The sequence below is a fragment of the Streptomyces sp. NPDC021080 genome, from assembly GCF_044333225.1.
Taxonomy (GTDB): domain Bacteria; phylum Actinomycetota; class Actinomycetes; order Streptomycetales; family Streptomycetaceae; genus Streptomyces.
The window spans coordinates 13,839-29,145 of sequence record NZ_JBIRQM010000003.1; the positions used below are offsets into that span (position 1 = coordinate 13,839).

Here is a 15,307-nt window from a genome sequence, read left to right on the forward strand (position 1 = left end):
TGAACGACCAGATCAATCGGTGATTTCGCAGAGGACGGCGCCGCTGGTGACGCCGGCGCCGACCGCGGCGGTGAGGGCGCTGACGGTGCCGGTCTTGTGGGCGTTGATCGGCTGTTCCATCTTCATGGCCTCCAGGACGACGATCAGGTCGCCTTCCTGGACTTCCTGGCCGTCCTCGACGGCGACCTTGACGATGGTGCCCTGCATCGGGGAGGCGAGCATGTCACCGCTGACCGCGGAACCGGACTTGCGGGCCCCGGCGCGACGCTTGGCCTTGGCCGGGGCGCCGACTGCCACCGGAGCGGCCACCGTGCCCAGCGAGGCGGGCAGGCTGACCTCGATCCGCTTGCCGGCGACCTCGACCACCACGGTCTCGCGGCCCTCGGGCCCCTCGCCGTCCACCGGACCGCCGTTGAACGGCGGGATGGTGTTCTGGAACTCGGTCTCGATCCAGCGGGTGTAGACCTGGAACGGGCCTGCCTCGTCGCCGTGCACCTCGGGGGCGAACGCCGGGTCGACGACCACTGCGCGGTGGAACGGGATGGCGGTGGCCATGCCCTCGACCTGGAACTCGGCCAGCGCGCGGCGGGCCCGCTCCAGGGCCTGCCTGCGGTCGCGGCCGGTGACGATCAGCTTGGCCAGCAGGGAGTCCCAGGCGGGGCCGATCACCGAACCGGCCTCGACACCGGAGTCCAGGCGCACGCCCGGTCCGGTCGGCGGCTGCCAGGCGGTGACGGTGCCCGGGGCGGGCAGGAAGTTGCGGCCCGGGTCCTCGCCGTTGATCCGGAACTCGAAGGCGTGACCGCGCAGCTCGGGGTCGTCGTAGCCGAGCGGATCGCCGTCGGCGATCCGGAACATCTCGCGGACCAGGTCGATGCCGGCGACCTCCTCGGTCACCGGGTGCTCGACCTGCAGACGGGTGTTGACCTCGAGGAAGGAGATGGTGCCGTCGGCGGCGACCAGGAACTCGCAGGTGCCGGCGCCCTCGTAGCCGGCCTCCTTGAGGATGGCCTTGGACGCGCGGTAGAGCTCGGCGTTCTGCTTCGGGGTGAGGAACGGCGCGGGGGCCTCCTCGACCAGCTTCTGGTGGCGTCGCTGCAGCGAGCAGTCACGGGTGGAGACCACGACCACGTTGCCGTGTTTGTCGGCCAGGCACTGGGTCTCGACGTGGCGGGGCTTGTCGAGGTAGCGCTCGACGAAGCACTCGCCGCGGCCGAAGGCGGCGACGGCCTCGCGGACGGCGGAGTCGTAGAGCTCGGGGATCTCTTCGAGGGTGCGGGCGACCTTCAGGCCGCGGCCGCCGCCGCCGAAGGCGGCCTTGATCGCGATCGGCAGGCCGTGCTCCTTGGCGAAGGCCACGACCTCGTCGGCCCCGGAGACGGGGTCGGGGGTGCCGGCGACCAGGGGGGCGCCGGCGCGCTGGGCGATGTGGCGGGCGGCGACCTTGTCGCCGAGGTCGCGGATGGCCTGCGGCGGGGGGCCGATCCAGTTCAGGCCGGCGTCCAGGACGGCCTGGGCGAACTCGGCGTTCTCCGAGAGGAAGCCGTAGCCGGGGTGGACGGCGTCGGCCCCGGAGTCGGCGGCCGCCTTGAGGATCTTGGCGATGTCGAGATAGCTGGTGGCCGGAGTGTCGCCGCCGAGGGCGTAGGCCTCGTCGGCCACGCGGACATGCAGGGCGTCCCGGTCCGGGTCGGCATAGACAGCGACGCTGGCGATACCGGCGTCAGAGCAGGCCCGGGCGACACGGACGGCAATCTCTCCGCGATTGGCGATCAGGACTTTGGTCAGCATGTCTGTCCCACTGTGATGTCGGGGTTGGCAAGGAGGCTCTCGACGGTGCGGATGATGCCAGCGATGTCCGCGCCGGGGGTGAAGACGGCGTCGACGCCCATCGCTTCGAGTTCGGTGATGTCGGCCTCGGGGATGATGCCGCCGACCAGGACCTGGGTGTCGGCCACGTCGTGGACGCGCAGCAGTTCCATGACCCGCTGAACGACCGTCAGGTGTGCGCCGGACAGGATGGACATCCCGAGCAGCGGTGCGTCCTCGGCAACGACGGTGGCCACGATCTGCTCGGCCGTCTGATGGAGGCCGGTGTAGATGACCTCGTAGCCGGCATCCCGCAGGGCACGCGCGATGACCTTCGCACCGCGGTCGTGACCGTCGAGACCGGGCTTGGCCACCACCACACGGGTGCGTGTGGTGGTGGAAGTGGCTGGGCTGGCGTGAAGTTGCATGGTTCTCCAGTCGAGGAAGATCACTGGGCCCAGGCGGAGGTGCGCCAGGCATGTCGGCCAGGCTTGGGCAGGCGGCGCACGGCGGCCGAGCGGTCGGCCCAGGTGGAGGCCGGGCCGCCACCGGCCTGTTGCCCCATGGCGGCCGCGGCAGCTGTGGCGGCGGCCCGGGAGGAGACCACCGCCAGGACGGCGGCCAGTTCCTCGGGGGTGGGCTGCCCGTGCAGCACCTTGATGCTGGTCATGTGGGCTCCTCGCCAGGTGGAAGCGGACTACAGCGGGATGTTGCCGTGCTTCTTCGGGGGCAGCAGCTCGCGCTTGTTGCGCAGTGCCCGCAGCGCCTTGACGATGTGCTGCCGGGTGTCGGAGGGCGCGATCACTGCGTCCACGTAGCCGCGCTCCGCTGCGATGTACGGGTTGAGCAGGGTGTCCTCGTAGTGTTCGATCAGCTCCGCGCGCCTGGCGTCCTGGTCGTCGGCGTCGGCCAGCTCCCGGCGGTAGAGGATGTTCACCGCGCCCTGCGCGCCCATCACCGCGATCTGCGCGGTCGGCCAGGCCAGGTTGACGTCGGCGCCCAGGTGCTTGGAGCCCATGACGTCGTAGGCGCCGCCGTACGCCTTGCGGGTGATCACGGTGACCAGCGGGACGGTAGCCTCGGCGTAGGCGAAGATCAGCTTGGCGCCGCGGCGGATGATGCCGTTCCACTCCTGGTCGGTGCCGGGGAGGAAACCGGGCACGTCCACGAAGGTCAGCACCGGGATGTTGAAGGCGTCGCAGGTACGGACGAAGCGGGCGGCCTTCTCGCTGGAGTCGATGTCCAGACAGCCGGCGAACTGCATGGGCTGGTTGGCGACCACGCCCACCGGGTGGCCCTCGACCCGGCCGAAGCCGGTAACGATGTTGGGCGCGAAGATCGGCTGGGTCTCCAGGAACTCGCCGTCGTCCAGGACGTGCTCGATTACCCGGTGCATGTCGTACGGCTGGTTGGCGGAGTCCGGGACAAGGGCGTCCAGCTCCAGGTCTTCGTCGGTGACGGCCAGGTCGGCGGTGACCGGGAAGGCCGGGGGCTCCTCCAGGTTGTTGGCGGGCAGATAGGACAGGAGCGCCTTGACGTACTCGATGGCGTCCTTCTCGTCGGCGGCCATGTGGTGGGCGTTGCCCGACTTGGTGTTGTGGGTGCGGGCGCCGCCCAGGTCCTCCATCGCGACGTCCTCGCCGGTGACCGTTTTGATGACGTCCGGGCCGGTGATGAACATGTGCGAGGTCCCCTCCGCCATCACGACGAAGTCGGTGATGGCCGGTGAGTAGACCGCACCGCCCGCGCAGGGACCCGTGATCAGCGAGATCTGCGGGATCACCCCGGAGGCGTGCACATTGCGGCGGAAGATCTCGCCGTACAGGCCGAGCGAGGTCACGCCCTCCTGGATCCGGGCGCCTCCGGAATCGTTGATGCCGACGACCGGGCAGCCGGTCTTCAGGGCGAAGTCCATCACCTTGACGATCTTCTCGCCGAAGACCTCGCCCAGCGATCCGCCGAAGACGGTGAAGTCCTGCGAGAAGACCGCGACCTGACGGCCGTCCACGGTGCCGTAGCCGGTCACCACACCGTCACCGTACGGGCGGGTCTTCTCCTGGCCGAAGTGAGTCGAGCGGTGCCGGGCGAACTCATCGAACTCCACGAAGGAGTCCTCGTCGAGCAGCAGCTCCACCCGTTCCCGGGCGGTCAGCTTGCCCTTGGCGTGCTGCTTCTCCACAGCCCGCGCGGAACCGGCATGTACGGCCTCGTCGACCCGCCGCCTGAAGTCGGCGATCCTGCCCGCAGTGGTATGGGTGTCGAGCGAATCCATGATCAGCTCCCGTTCCCCTCGAAGCGACGCAGCAGCTTCCAAGCGCCCGGTAGCAGCCCTGCGGCCAACAGCGCCTTCATCGCATCTCCGAACAGGAACGGCACCACGCCCACCGAGATCGCCTGCCCTGGCGACATGCCGGTGGACAGCGAGAGCCAGGAGGCCCCGAAGAGGTAGATGGCGCCGGAGGCCGGAATCAGGGACGCCAGGGCCCGGATCGAGGAGCGGTCCGCCCCATGCCTGGCGCCGAAGCCGGCGATCGCTGCAGCAGCCAGGAAGCCGAGCAGGTACCCGCCCGTGGCGCCGGAGAAGGCGTGGATTCCGTGCTGGGCGTCGGTGAACACCGGAAGCCCCAGCGCGCCCAGCAGCAGGTAGAGAAGCTGCGAGGCGAACCCCTGGGCCGGCCCCAGAGCGGTCGCCGTCATCAGCACCGCGAAGGTCTGGCCAGTGACTGGAACCGGAGAGCCCGGAACCGGCACGGACACCTGCGCCGCCAGCGCGGTCAGTACGGCACCGAGCAGCACGGTGGTGCCGCTGCGGGTGAGTACCCGGGGCAGCAGCGATTCGGCGAGTGCAGGGCGCGGGGAGGGAAAGTCGTAGGCCAGAGTCATGGCAAGCCTTTGGGGATGAGGAAAGAGTCGAAGATCAGAAGCTGTCGCGCGGCGTGTAGACGCCCCAGACGTCGCGCAGTGCGTGGGCCACCTCGCCACCGGTGGCGCGCAGGCGCAGGGCCTCGCGCATGAGCGGCAGCAGGTTGTCCGGGCCGGACGCCGCCGTGCGCAGTTCGTCCAGGGCGCGGCGGACGGCCTGGTTGTCGCGTTCCTTGCGCAGAGCCGCGAGTCGTTCGCACTGGTCGGTCTCGATCGTGGGGTCGACGCGCATCGGCTCGTAGGGTTCCTCTTCGTCCAGGACGAAGCGGTTGACGCCGACCACGGTGCGTTCGTGGCTGTCGATCTCCAGAGCAATCTGGTAAGCGGAGCGTTCGATCTCGGACTTCTGGAAGCCCTGCTCGATCGCGTGTACCGCGCCGCCGCGGTCCTCAACCGCCTGGAGCAGTTCGGTGACGGCGGCCTCGATGTCGTCGGTCATCGCCTCGACCACGTAGGAGCCGGCGAAGGGGTCGACGGTCTTGGTGACGTCGGTCTCGTAGGCGATGACCTGCTGGGTGCGCAGGGCCAGCCGGGCGGCCTTCTGCGTCGGCAGGGCAATCGCCTCGTCGTAGGAGTTGGTGTGCAGGGACTGCGTACCGCCCAGCACCGCGCCGAGGCCCTGGAGGGCGACCCGGACCAGGTTGACCTCCGGCTGCTGCGCGGTCAGCTGCACACCGGCGGTCTGAGTGTGGAAGCGCAGCATCAGCGACTTGGGGTTCTTCGCCCCGAACTGCTCGCGCATGATGCGTGCCCAGATCCGGCGTGCAGCCCGGAACTTGGCCACTTCCTCCAGCAGCGTGGTGCGGGCGACGAAGAAGAAGGAGAGCCGGGGCGCGAAGTCGTCCACGTCCAGACCGGCCGCGATCGCCGTGCGCACATACTCGATGCCGTTGGCGAGGGTGAACGCGATCTCCTGCACGGGCGTCGCCCCGGCCTCGGCCATGTGGTAGCCGGAGATCGAGATGGTGTTCCACTTGGGGATCTCGCGGTGGCAATAGGCGAAGATGTCACTGATCAGACGCAGCGACTCCTTCGGCGGGTAGATGTACGTCCCGCGCGCGATGTACTCCTTGAGCACATCGTTCTGGATCGTGCCTGTCAGCTTGGCCCCGGGAATGCCCTGCTCTTCCGCGACGAGCTGGTAGAGCAGCAGCAGCGTCGCCGCCGGGGCGTTGATCGTCATCGACGTCGACACCTTGTCGAGCGGCAGGCCGTGGAACAGGGTGCGCATGTCCTCGACGGAGTCGATGGCGACACCGACCTTGCCGACCTCGCCATGGGCGATCAACTCGTCCGAGTCGTATCCCATCTGGGTGGGCAGGTCGAAGGCCACGCTCAGGCCGCCCGTGCCGGCGTTGACGAGCTCGTGGTAGCGGGCGTTGGACTCCTTCGCCGTGCCGAACCCGGCGTACTGCCGCATCGTCCACGGCCGCCCCGTGTACATCGACGGATACACACCACGCGTGAACGGGTACCGGCCCGGCTCACCCAGCTTCGCAGCCGGATCGAAACCCGCCAGCGCAGCGGCGTCATAGACCGGTTCGACAGGCAGGCCCGACTCGGTCCGCGCTCCGGAGTGCATCGGCATCTCTCTTCATCGCAGGACTGGGCACTCGGTACCGCAGTCGATGACACAAAAGACTTTGAGGTTCAAAAGACTCGACGGCGTCGTCACCGGTCTCCGGCATCTCGCGGGCCAGCCCACGTGACCCCGGAGCCAACGTTCGATACGCGCGGGCCGCGAATTGGCAGCCGTCGCCCGTATCACCCAGCCCGGTCACGATGACGGGCTCGCTCATGGGAGTCCGTCGACGCCGAGTACCTCGGCGCCATCCCGCGCACGGGCAAGGTGGGTACGGTTCACCCCTTGCGGGTCTTGATCTCCTCGGTGAGCTGCGGGACGACCTCGAACAGGTCGCCGACCACGCCGTAGTCGGCGAGCTCGAAGATCGGGGCCTCGGGGTCCTTGTTGACGGCCACGATGGTCTTGGAGGTCTGCATGCCGGCGCGGTGCTGGATGGCGCCGGAGATGCCGTTGGCGATGTAGAGCTGCGGGGAGACCTGCTTGCCGGTCTGGCCGACCTGGTTGGTGTGCGGGTACCAGCCCGCATCCACCGCGGCGCGGGAGGCACCGACGGCCGCACCCAGGAGGTCGGCCAGGGACTCGATGAGCGTGAAATGCTCCGGACCGCCCACGCCACGGCCTCCGGAGACCACGACCGCAGCCTCGGTCAGCTCGGGGCGGCCGGTCGACTCACGGGCCGTACGGCCGGTGACCTTGGTGCCGGTGGCCTGGTCGGAGAAGGTCACCGTGAGGGCCTCGACGCTGCCCGCAGCCGGGGCTGCTTCGACCGCCGCGCTGTTGGGCTTGACGGTGATGACCGGGATGCCCTTGGCGACCCGGGACTTGGTGGTGAACGATGCGGCGAACGCCGACTGCGTGGCCACCACTCCCTCGTCGCCGACCTCCAGGTCGACGGCGTCGGTGATGATCCCGGAGCCGATGCGCAGCGCCAGACGGGCGGCGATCTCCTTGCCCTCCGCGGTGGACGGAACCAGCACGACGGCCGGGGAAACGGCCTCGACGGCGGCCTGCAGTGCGTCCAACTTCGGCACCACAAGGTAGTCGGCGTACTCGGACGCGTCATGCGTCAGGACCTTGACTGCACCGTGCGCGGCGAGGATGGCGGCGGTGTTCTCGGCACCTGCGCCGAGGGCGACGGCGACCGGCTCACCGATGCGGCGTGCGAGGGTCAGCAGTTCGAGGGTCGGCTTACGGACGGTGCCGTCCGCGTGGTCGACGTAGACGAGGACTTCAGCCATGGGATTTCTCTCCTGCAAACGAAGGTGAGGCGGTCAGCGCGTCGAGCCTCAGATGAACTTCTGGCTCGTCAGGAACTCGGCGAGTTGCTTGCCGCCCTCGCCCTCGTCCTTGACGATCGTGCCGGCGGTGCGGGCCGGGCGTTCGTCCGCCGAATCGACCGCGGTCCACGAACCCTTCAGACCGACTTCCCCGGCATCGATCTCGAGGTCGTCCAGGTCCCAGGAGGTCAACGGCTTCTTCTTCGCCGCCATGATGCCCTTGAAGGACGGGTAACGCGCCTCCCCCGACCGGTCGGTGACCGACACGACGGCCGGCAGGGATGCCTCGAGCTGCTCCGAGGCGGCGTCGCCGTCCCGCCGGCCCGTGACCGTGACGCCCTCGACTGAAACCTCGGACAGAAGAGTGACCTGGGGGACACCCAGGCGCTCGGCCAGCAGTGCGGGAACCACGCCGGAGGTGCCGTCGGTGGAGGCCATACCGCAGACGACGAGGTCGTAGCCCGCCTTCTCGACGGCCTTGGCCAGCACCAGAGAAGTGCCGATGGCGTCGGTGCCGTGCAGGTCGTCGTCCTCGACGTGGATCGCCTTGTCGGCGCCCATGGACAGTGCCTTGCGCAGGGCGTCCTTGGCATCCTCCGGACCCACCGTCAGGACGGTGACCTCCACATCGGCGCCGGAGTTCTCGGAAATCCGCAGCGCCTGCTCGACTGCGTACTCGTCGAGCTCGGAGAGCTGACCGTCCACGTCGTCCCGGGCCACGGTCATGTCGTCGGCGAAGCGCCGGTCACCGGTGGCGTCGGGCACGTACTTCACAGCGACAACGATCCTGAAACTCACCGGTTGCCTCCTACCACTTGTACGTTGTGCTCAGTTATTGGTCGGCTCTACTGACCGTGCCCCTGCGAGCCGACCGATACGACTCGCGGCCGGGCCGCGCGCCAAGTCAAGGCCTCGTGCAGGTGGCGGGCGATGACACACAGAGTTGACAGGGCCTCGTCCCGCGAGTCACTGCCCGCGCGGGTCGCCAGTCCGACCCGTGCCGCCACCCCACCCGCCCCAGGACTGCCGCCCCAAGCCGATCCCACCTCGAATCGTCTATCTAAATAAGATAATATTCAATCCTGCCACCGTCAACCACCTCCCACCCAGGGCACACAACCGCCCCACCCTTGGCCGACAAGCCGAACAGGACGGACGGGACCGCACGATCTGCTGCGATCCCATACGACCCAGGGGCCAGCCCGAGAGAGCTCCCGATCCGCCACCCACGGAGCGGGTGATCAGTGTGATCGGCGGCGCACTCCGAGAGCCTTGCTCAGGCCCCACACATATAGTGAGATTATTTATCTCATGGAATCGCCCTCGATCGCTGACTGGGGCGCCGTCGGCGACCTCCACACCGTCCTGCCCCAGCTGACCGCCGAGGTCAGATCCTGCGAGTCCTGACGCTCCATGAGGCGCCGGCAGTGGTAACCCACTAGAGGAGAAGAAGCCGATGCAGCTCGCAGCGATCGTCATCTCGCTGGTCACCAGCGTGATCGGCATCGCGCTCGCCGCCCGCGCGGCCGCGCACATCTACCAGGTCGTCAAGGCCGGACAGCCCGACGGCACCCGTACCGGCAACCCGGCGCAGCGCACCAAGACCGTGGCCAGGGAGTTTCTCGGTCATACCCGATTGAACCGGTGGGGTGTGGTCGGCATCGCCCACTGGTTCGTGGCCATCGGCTTCTTCTCGCTGGTCCTGACGCTGGTCAATGCCTATGGACAGCTTTTCGACGCCGAGTGGCTGCTGCCGGTGATCGGCGACTGGGCACCGTTCGAGGTGTTCGTCGAGCTGGTCGGCACGCTGACCACCCTGGGCATCCTGACCCTGATGGTCATCCGGCTTCTGAGTCTGCCGTCGCGGGCGGGGCGCAAGAGCCGGTTCGCCGGGTCGGTCGCCTGGCAGGCGTTCTATGTGGAGTACACGATCCTGGGGATCGGTCTGTGCATCATGGCGCTGCGCGGCCTGGAGGGCGCGTTGGCCGGGGTGGCTTCGTACAACGTGTCGTACCTGGTCAGCTACCCGCTGGTGCACGCCTTCTCCGAGTTTTCCCATGGTGCCCTGGTGAACCTGGTCTACCTCTTCGCGATGCTGAAGATCACGATCTCCTTCGCCTGGGCAACCACCATCGGCATCAACCCCTCCATGGGTGTGGCCTGGCACCGCTTCCTGGCGTTCTTCAACATCTTCTTCAAGCGTGAGGAGGACGGCGACGTCGCGCTCGGCGCGCTGCGTCCGATGACCTCCGGCGGGAAGCCGATCGACTTCGAGGACCCTGCGGACGACGCGGTCTTCGGTGTCTCCCAGGTCGAGCACTTCTCTTGGAAGGGCATCCTCGACTTCTCCACCTGCACCGAGTGCGGCCGCTGCCAGTCCCAGTGCCCGGCCTGGAACACCGGCAAGCCGCTCTCCCCCAAGCTCCTGATCATGAGTCTGCGGGAGCACGCCTACGCCAAGGCCCCCTACCTCCTCGCCGGAGGCGGCAAGGACCTGGAGGGCGAGGAGAAGGCCACCGCCGAGCAGCTCGCCGGTGTGCCCGCAGCCGCCCTGGCCGAGGCCGAACGCCCGCTGATCGGCACCGCCGAGGAGAACGGGGTCATCGACCCCGACGTGCTGTGGTCCTGCACCACCTGCGGCGCCTGCGTCGAGCAGTGCCCCGTCGACATCGAGCACATCGACCACATCGTCGACATGCGCCGCTACCAGGTCATGATCGAGAGTTCCTTCCCGACCGAGGCCGGGACGATGCTCAAGAACCTGGAGAACAAGGGCAATCCCTGGGGCCTGGCCACCAAGGCCCGCCTGGACTGGGTCAAGGAATTCAAGAAGGAAACCGGCATCGCCGTCCCCGTCATCGGCGAGGACATCGACCCCGCCGAGGTCGAATACCTGTACTGGGTCGGCTGCGCCGGCGCCCTGGAGGACCGGGCCAAGAAGACCACCAAGGCCTTCGCCGAACTCCTCCACACCGCCGGCGTGAAGTTCGCCATCCTCGGCAAGGAAGAATCCTGCACCGGCGACTCCGCCCGCCGCCTGGGCAACGAGTTCCTCTTCCAGATGCTCGGCGCCCAGAACGTCGAAACCCTCAACACCGTCCTCGAGGACGCCCCGGTCAAGCGGATCGTGGCCACCTGCCCGCACTGCTTCAACACCATCGCCAACGAGTACCCGCAGCTGGGCGGCCACTTCGAGGTCATCCACCACACCCAGCTGCTGCAGCACCTGATCGACGAGGGCAGGCTCGTCCCGGTCAACCCGGTCGAAGGCCTGATCACCTACCACGACCCGTGCTACCTCGGCCGCCACAACAAGGTCTACACCCCGCCCCGCGAGATCATCGGCAAGGTCCCCGGCCTGCGCAACGAGGAAATGCACCGCCACAAGGAACGCGGCTTCTGCTGCGGCGCCGGCGGCGCCCGCATGTGGATGGAGGAGCGCATCGGCAAACGCATCAACGCCGAACGCGTCGACGAAGCCCTCTCCCTCAACCCCGACATTGTCTCCACCGCCTGCCCCTTCTGCCTCGTCATGCTCTCCGACTCCGTCAACGCCAAGAAGAACGAAGGCGCCGCCAAGGACAACCTCCGCGTCGTCGACGTCGCCCAGCTACTGCTGGACTCGGTCAAGGCCCTTCCGGAGGCCGACCTCGAACCGAGCCGGAGTTAGGAGCACCGACCCCGTGGCCATCTCGAGAGCCACACCGGAACAGCCTCGCGACAACGGGTGGACCTCTCGGTCTGGCTTCTGGACTGACGGATAGACAGCCGAACCGGTCTCTTGGGACTGGGAGCAGTACGGCCGGATAGCTTAACGATCGTTCTATCGACAAAGGATCGATGCGGGCCGCCCCCGCAGGTCTCGCCTCTTGACCCGCGGGGTGCAGACGCACGACCCGCAGAAAAGAGGAATGAGATGCCGTCCCTGGCGGAAGACCTGGCCACCTGGGCCATCAGGCTCCAACCGACCGAACAGGACCTGGCCCTCGCCGACCACGCCCTGCGCGACACCGTCGCCGTCGCTCTGGCCGCCCGCAACCACCCCATGGCCGCACTCGCCGGGTCGCTCCCCGAGGCCGCCCGCTGGGCGGCCGTCAGCCATGTCCTGGACTTCGACGACCTCCATCTCCCCTCCACCGCCCACATCAGCGTGGTCACCGTCCCCGCCACCCTCGCCGCGGGCGGCGACGCCCGCGCCTATCTGGCCGGTGCGGGTGTGATGGCCCGGCTGGGCACCGCCCTGGGCTGGCAGCACTACACCAGCGGCTGGCACGCAACCTGCACCTCCGGCGCCCCCGCCGCCGCGGTCGCGGCCGGCGTCGCCATGGGACTGGACGCGCCGGCGATCGCCCATGCCATCGCACTGGCATTGCCCGCCGCGGGCGGCGTCCAGCGCGCCTTCGGCACCGACACCAAGTCGCTCCAGGTCGGCTTCGCCGCCGAGGCCGGTGTCCGCGCCGCCCGGCTGGCCGCCGCAGGCGCCGGCTCCGACCCGACCGCGCTGGACGCCTGGCTTCCCCTGGTCGGCGGCGATTCCAGCGCCCTGGACCTGAGCGGCCCGGCTGTCCCCGGCGGTCTGGCCACCAAGATCTTTCCCTGCTGCTACGCGATGCAGCGCCCGATCGGCGCGGTGCGCGCCCTGTTCGACGGCCCAGTCGACCCGGAGCAGGTAGCACGGATCACCGTCCGTACCCCCGAGGCCGCCGTCCATCCGCTGATCCACCATGTCCCGCAGACCGGCCTGCAGGGCAAGTTCAGCCTGGAGTACGCCGTCGCCGCCACTCTGATCGACCATCACCCCGGCTTCGCGTCCTTCACCGACGCTCAGGTACGGCGCCCCCAGGCACAGCAGCTGTCCGGCCTGGTGGAGACCGTCTTCGCCGGGGAGGGCTCCGGACTGCTCACCGGTTCCACCACGGTCGAGGTCGAGCTGACCGACGGCACGGTGCACACCGCCGTTCTGGAACTGCTACCCGGCTCCCCTGAGCTGCCCGCCACCGATGAGGAGTTCGCGGCCAAGCTGGCCGACTGCGGCGCCGATGTCCCGGGCCTGCTGGGTGGCATCGACTGGAAGTCCGCCGCCGAGCTGCTGCGTTCCGCCTTCCCCAGCACAACGCACCCCGCCAGCACGACCGAGGAGACCAAGTGACCGCCCTGCCCCTGGAGGGGATCACCGTGGTGAGCCTGGAGCAGGCTGTCGCCGCTCCGTTCGCCACCCGCCAGCTCGCCGACCTCGGCGCCCGCGTCATCAAGGTCGAACGCCCCGGAGCGGGCGACTTCGCCCGCGGATACGACGAGTCGGTACACGGCCAGTCCAGCTACTTCGTCTGGCTCAACCGCTCCAAGGAGTCGGTCACCCTGGACATCAAGAGCCCCGGCGGCCGCAAGGTGCTGGAGCGGCTGCTCGCCGGCGCCGACGTCTTCGTCCAGAACCTCGCCCCGGGCGCCGCACGCCGGCTGGGCCTGGGCGCCGACGAGCTGGCCGAACGGCACCCCCGGCTGATCGTCTGCGACATCTCCGGCTACGGCAGCCACGGCCCGTGGGCCGACCGCAAGGCGTACGACCTGCTGGTGCAGTGCGAGACCGGGGTCGTCTCGCTCACCGGCACCCCCGAAGAAGCCGCCAAGGTCGGTATCTCCATCGCCGACATCGCCGCCGGCATGTACGCCTATTCCGGCATCCTCACCGCGCTGATCCGCCGGGCGGCCACCGGCCTCGGCACCCCGGTCGAGATCTCCCTCTTCGAAGCACTCTCGGAGTGGATGGGCTCACCTGCGTACTACACGGCCTACAGCGGGCAGCAGCCTGCCCGGGTCGGCGCGCAGCACGCCACCATCGCCCCCTACGGCCCGTTCACCGCCGGGGACGGTCGCACCGTCCTGCTCGCCATCCAGAACGAGCGTGAGTGGAAGTTCTTCTGCGAGGTCTTCCTGGGGGTCCCGGAGGTCGCCACGGACGAGCGGTTCCACCGCAACTCCGCGCGGGTGGCCAACCGGGAGCAGCTCAACGCGATCGTCGCCGAGCGGTTCGCCGCACTGGACGCCACACAGGCCACCGAGCTGCTGGACCGTGCCAACGTCGCCAACGCCCGCCTCAACTCGGTGGCCGAATACTGGGACCACCCGGTGCTCTCCGGACGCGACCGCTGGCGTGAGGTGGAAACCCCCGGAGGCGTCGTCAAGGCGCTGCTGCCGCCCGCCACGCTGCACGGGGTCACCCCGCGGATGGACCCCGTCCCCGCGGTCGGCGAGCACACCGACAGCGTGCTGCGCGCGCTGGGCTACGACGACGACGCGATCACAGCGTTGCGCGCCGACGGTTCGCTCTGAGAGGGAGCCGCCGGCCATCCCCGCCCCAGGGCTCGCACCGGGCACACCCCGGTCATGGAAGCGCCGCCCTCCTCCTGTTCAGCGGAGGAGGGCGGCGCTTCGGTCACGGTAACCGCGGGGATCAGTCCTTGGGGCCGCCCGCGACATAGATGACCTGGCCGGAGACGAAGCCGGCACCCTCGCTCGCGAAGAACGAAACGGTGTGGGCGATGTCATCCGGCTCGCCGACCCGGGCGACCGGGATCTGGGTGGCGGAGGCCTTCTTGAAGCCCTCGAAGGACATCCCGAGCCGCTCGGCGGTCGCCGCGGTCATCTCGGTGGCAATGAAGCCCGGCGCGACGGCGTTGACGGTCACGCCGAACTTACCGAGCTCGATGGCGAGGGTCTTGGTAAAGCCCTGCAGACCGGCCTTGGCCGCCGAGTAGTTCGCCTGGCCGCGATTGCCCAGGGCCGAGGTCGAGGAGAGGTTGACGATCCGGCCCCAGCCGACCGCGGTCATGTGCTTCTGCACGGCACGCGACATGAGGAAGGCGCCGCGCAGGTGCACACCCATGACCGAGTCCCAGTCGTGGTCGGTCATCTTGAACAGCAGGTTGTCGCGGGTGATGCCGGCGTTGTTCACCAGCACCAGCGGCGCGCCCAGTTCGTCGGCGACGCGGTTCACGGCCGCCTCGACGCGCTCGGCGTCGGCGACGTCCACGCCGACGGCCAGGGCGCGGCCGCCTTCCTTCTCGATCGCGGTGACGGTCTCGGCGCAGGCGGCCTCGTCGAGGTCGAGCACGGCGACGGCGAAGCCGTCCCGGGCCAGGCGCTTGGCGGTGGCGGCGCCAATGCCGCGGGCGGCGCCGGTGACGATCGCGACCTTCGGGGTCTCGGGCACAGGAGTACTCCTTGCGGGGAGGTGAGGATGGATGGCGGTCTCAGCCGTAGATGCGGCCGACGATCTCCGCGACGCAGGCAGGCTTGTCCACACCCTCGATCTCGATGGTCACCCTGTTGACCACCTGGTGGCCGCCACCGGCGACCTCCTCTGCGGAGACGATGTCCACCGAGGCTCGGACCTTGGAACCGACACACACCGGGTTCATGAAACGGGCCTTGTTGAGGCCGTAGTTGATGGCCATCCTGACTCCCTCGACCCGGTAGACGCCCTGCGTCAGGACGGGGATCAGGGAGAGCGTCAGATAGCCGTGGGCGATGGTGGCACCGAACGGGCCGGCGGCCGCACGCTCCGGGTCGACGTGAATCCACTGGTAGTCGCCGGTGGCGTCGGCGAAGAGGTCGATCCGGTCCTGCTCGACGGTGATCCAGTCGCTGACACCAACGTGGGTGCCGGCAGCAGCGGCGAATTCGGCGGGCGAGGCGAAGACCTTGGTCATGTGGG

The 15,307-nt window shown here is 68.9% G+C and carries 13 protein-coding genes; 3 read left to right on the top strand and 10 right to left on the bottom strand.

From position 1 onward, the window contains the following. Positions 1-12: 12 nt before the first annotated feature. The 8 genes from ACH4S8_RS07515 to ACH4S8_RS07550 all read right to left on the bottom strand — a co-directional run bounded on the left by ACH4S8_RS07515 (position 13) and on the right by ACH4S8_RS07550 (position 8,391). Positions 13-1,788 carry an acetyl/propionyl/methylcrotonyl-CoA carboxylase subunit alpha gene (locus ACH4S8_RS07515; protein WP_398392346.1) on the bottom strand — a complete coding sequence of 592 codons (1,776 nt, stop codon included), beginning with the start codon at positions 1,786-1,788 and terminating at the stop codon, positions 13-15. Beyond that, positions 1,785-2,237, bottom strand: coding sequence for a cobalamin B12-binding domain-containing protein (locus ACH4S8_RS07520; protein ID WP_398391764.1), 453 nt, complete (start codon positions 2,235-2,237; stop codon positions 1,785-1,787). The genes ACH4S8_RS07515 and ACH4S8_RS07520 overlap by 4 nt, the downstream gene beginning before the upstream one ends. A gap of 20 nt (positions 2,238-2,257) precedes the next feature. After that, positions 2,258-2,479: an acyl-CoA carboxylase subunit epsilon gene (locus tag ACH4S8_RS07525; protein WP_398391765.1), complete on the bottom strand. Its 222-nt coding sequence runs from the start codon at positions 2,477-2,479 to the stop codon at positions 2,258-2,260. A 27-nt stretch (positions 2,480-2,506) separates the two neighbouring features. Continuing rightward, the gene (locus ACH4S8_RS07530) at positions 2,507-4,081 is read right to left on the bottom strand and encodes an acyl-CoA carboxylase subunit beta (protein ID WP_398391766.1); all 1,575 of its coding nucleotides are present in this window, start codon (positions 4,079-4,081) and stop codon (positions 2,507-2,509) included. Between the two features lie 2 nt (positions 4,082-4,083). Then, positions 4,084-4,692 (bottom strand): biotin transporter BioY, encoded by a 609-nt coding sequence (locus ACH4S8_RS07535; protein WP_398391767.1) that lies wholly within the window; start codon positions 4,690-4,692, stop codon positions 4,084-4,086. Between the two features lie 34 nt (positions 4,693-4,726). Beyond that, positions 4,727-6,313, bottom strand: coding sequence for a methylmalonyl-CoA mutase (locus ACH4S8_RS07540; protein WP_398392347.1), 1,587 nt, complete (start codon positions 6,311-6,313; stop codon positions 4,727-4,729). A gap of 278 nt (positions 6,314-6,591) precedes the next feature. Continuing rightward, positions 6,592-7,554 carry an electron transfer flavoprotein subunit alpha/FixB family protein gene (locus tag ACH4S8_RS07545; protein ID WP_398391768.1) on the bottom strand — a complete coding sequence of 321 codons (963 nt, stop codon included), beginning with the start codon at positions 7,552-7,554 and terminating at the stop codon, positions 6,592-6,594. Between the two features lie 48 nt (positions 7,555-7,602). After that, positions 7,603-8,391, bottom strand: coding sequence for an electron transfer flavoprotein subunit beta/FixA family protein (locus tag ACH4S8_RS07550; protein ID WP_398391769.1), 789 nt, complete (start codon positions 8,389-8,391; stop codon positions 7,603-7,605). Positions 8,392-9,049: 658 nt separating this feature from the next. Here ACH4S8_RS07550 and ACH4S8_RS07555 point away from each other — a divergent pair. The 3 genes from ACH4S8_RS07555 to ACH4S8_RS07565 all read left to right on the top strand — a co-directional run bounded on the left by ACH4S8_RS07555 (position 9,050) and on the right by ACH4S8_RS07565 (position 13,923). Continuing rightward, positions 9,050-11,263, top strand: coding sequence for a (Fe-S)-binding protein (locus ACH4S8_RS07555; RefSeq protein ID WP_398391770.1), 2,214 nt, complete (start codon positions 9,050-9,052; stop codon positions 11,261-11,263). A 246-nt stretch (positions 11,264-11,509) separates the two neighbouring features. Continuing rightward, on the top strand, positions 11,510-12,742 hold the full coding sequence (locus ACH4S8_RS07560) for an MmgE/PrpD family protein (protein ID WP_398391771.1): 1,233 nt from the start codon (positions 11,510-11,512) through the stop codon (positions 12,740-12,742). Beyond that, complete coding sequence (locus ACH4S8_RS07565) at positions 12,739-13,923, top strand: CaiB/BaiF CoA transferase family protein (protein WP_398391772.1); 1,185 nt, start codon at positions 12,739-12,741, stop codon at positions 13,921-13,923. The genes ACH4S8_RS07560 and ACH4S8_RS07565 overlap by 4 nt, the downstream gene beginning before the upstream one ends. A gap of 121 nt (positions 13,924-14,044) precedes the next feature. Here the strand turns inward: ACH4S8_RS07565 and fabG are convergent, their stop codons facing one another. Together fabG and ACH4S8_RS07575 are read right to left on the bottom strand one after the other, a co-directional pair. Beyond that, on the bottom strand, positions 14,045-14,803 hold the full coding sequence (fabG, locus tag ACH4S8_RS07570; protein WP_398391773.1) for a 3-oxoacyl-ACP reductase FabG: 759 nt from the start codon (positions 14,801-14,803) through the stop codon (positions 14,045-14,047). 40 nt (positions 14,804-14,843) lie between these two features. Beyond that, the gene (locus ACH4S8_RS07575) at positions 14,844-15,302 is read right to left on the bottom strand and encodes a MaoC family dehydratase (protein WP_398391774.1); all 459 of its coding nucleotides are present in this window, start codon (positions 15,300-15,302) and stop codon (positions 14,844-14,846) included. Between the last annotated feature and the right edge of the window lie 5 nt (positions 15,303-15,307).